The sequence below is a fragment of the Pseudomonas sp. P5_A12 genome (genome assembly GCF_056400685.1).
This window is the reverse complement of record NZ_JBFUKU010000531.1, coordinates 1-1,882: the sequence shown is the minus strand read 5'-3', so window position 1 is coordinate 1,882 and position 1,882 is coordinate 1. Positions and strand designations below refer to the sequence as shown.

The 1,882-nt window shown below is 57.9% G+C and carries 2 protein-coding genes and 1 pseudogene; 1 reads left to right on the top strand and 2 read right to left on the bottom strand.

Annotation, left to right across the window (positions count from 1 at the left end):
* Positions 1 to 199: 199 nt before the first annotated feature.
* Entirely contained in the window at positions 200 to 1,087 is an 888-nt protein-coding gene (locus AC1DSG_RS30795; protein ID WP_477794238.1) for a LysR family transcriptional regulator, read from the top strand.
* A 46-nt stretch (positions 1,088 to 1,133) separates the two neighbouring features.
* Here the strand turns inward: AC1DSG_RS30795 and AC1DSG_RS30790 are convergent, their stop codons facing one another.
* Together AC1DSG_RS30790 and AC1DSG_RS30785 are read right to left on the bottom strand one after the other, a co-directional pair.
* Positions 1,134 to 1,676 (bottom strand): MepB family protein, encoded by a 543-nt coding sequence (locus AC1DSG_RS30790; RefSeq protein ID WP_477794237.1) that lies wholly within the window; start codon positions 1,674 to 1,676, stop codon positions 1,134 to 1,136.
* Positions 1,673 to 1,882: pseudogene (locus tag AC1DSG_RS30785) on the bottom strand (S41 family peptidase); the annotation flags it as partial. The pseudogene AC1DSG_RS30785 and the gene AC1DSG_RS30790, both read right to left, overlap by 4 nt.

Sequence of the window (1,882 nt, the reverse complement as noted above, 5' to 3'; positions counted from 1 at the left end):
GGGCGGAGTTGGTTGGGTTGAGCAGTTCACGGATAGACATGGCGCGTTCCTTTTGATGTCGATTTTCAAAGTGAGTAATGGGTGAGTCGACGTTGCCTTCAGCGGGGTTGTCGTCGGCTTGGATGTCACTTTAGGGGCTGGCACAAAAAGGGACAATTCCATAAAATCGAGAATCATTGATTCCAAAACAGGGACAATCATGGACCGCATCGAATGCATGCGCGCTTTTGTCGTCACGGTCGGCGAGAACGGCTTCGCCGCCGCTGCACGGGCAATGGATGTGCCGCGATCAAAAGTCAGCAAACAGATTCAGGCGCTGGAAGACGCCATCGGCGTTCAATTGCTGCACCGCACCACCCGCAGCCTGCACCTGACAGTGGCTGGCGCCGAATATTTCGACGCGGCGCGCGAAGTATTGGCGTCGCTGGACGAAGCCGAACAACGCGCGCGTAACGGCATCGGGGAGTTGCGCGGGGTGTTGCGGGTCAATGCGCCGATGTCCTTTGGCTTGCGCCGACTGGGGCCACTGATCCCGCTGTTTCATGAGCAGCACCCGAACATCGAGTTGCAACTGGTGCTCAGCGACCAGCAGGTGGATCCGGTGCGCGGGGGTTTCGACGTGACCATCCGCATCGCCAGCCTGCCGGATTCGACGATGATTGCCCGGCAACTGGCGCCGGCCCCGCGAATCCTGGTGGCATCCCCTGCCTATCTGGCGCGTGCCGGCATGCCGCAGACCCCGCAAGACTTGCGCACGCATCAGTGCCTTAATTACGGATACCTGCAAAGCGGTGTCAGCCTGCAGTTGTGCAATGGCCAGGAAACCCAGCGGGTCAACGTGACCGGCCCGTTGCACGCCAACAACGGCGACTTGCTTGCTCAGGCCGCCGAAGCCGGGATGGGTATTGCGTTGCTGCCTGACTTCATTGTCGAGGATGCGCTGGCGGCAGGCCGCCTGGTGCCAGTGATGTGTGAATGGCAGGCGCCCGCGATCACCATTAACGCGGTGTACCCTTCGGCACGGCGGGTTCCGCAGAAGACCCGGACGTTTATTGAGTTTTTGGTGGCGCAGCTGGCAGTGAAATAACGCAGATCCAATGTGGGAGCGAGCTTGCTCCCACAGGGTCAGGTAGCTATTTCCCGAAAAGCCGGCGCACCTCAACCGCGTCAGCGCTGCCGTTTTGTTCAAGCGCGAGGAAATACTTCAGCTGCCATTGCTGCGTCCTGATCGCCTGTTTTGCGACAGGTCTGACCCAGGGCGGATAGACGCGAATTGCGCGCTTTCCACCGTCACCGTCAATCGACATGACCCCTTTGGCAGCCAGTATCTTCTGATCGAACACGAACTGCCCGCGGTGCGTGCCATCAGCAACACTCACCACCACAAAGGCAATGCCATCGCCGGTGTCGAATGGTGCAATCTCGCTGACCGACGTCGGTCGCTTCCATAGCGTGACGAACTGGCCAATCTTGGTCGGCGTGGTTTTCGCCACGCGGAAGACCACCACATGGCCATCGAGGGCAAGACGGCAGGCTTCGTACTCGCTACTCTCCGGCTCGCGTTGAACTGCCTGCGACAATGTCATGCCTGCTGGTTTGTACACCTGCTCGATGGCGGTGATCAGTTCGTGTGGAAGGTTATCGTTGCGCCTGAGGAATTGCGCTGATCGGATCATAAATTATTAAGAACCCACTTCTGAACCGCCTCTGTGTCATTTATATCGCCATCAAAAACAAACTGCGGATCATAACTTTGATTGTTTCCCCGCGCGCGCCCCCTCCATACCTTTAACGGAATCCAGAACTGCGCACCACTTGGTAGTGTTTGAGAGCCTATATCAATATAAAGTGTATCGCCGCTCGTTGACGCCCCTAAATGGAC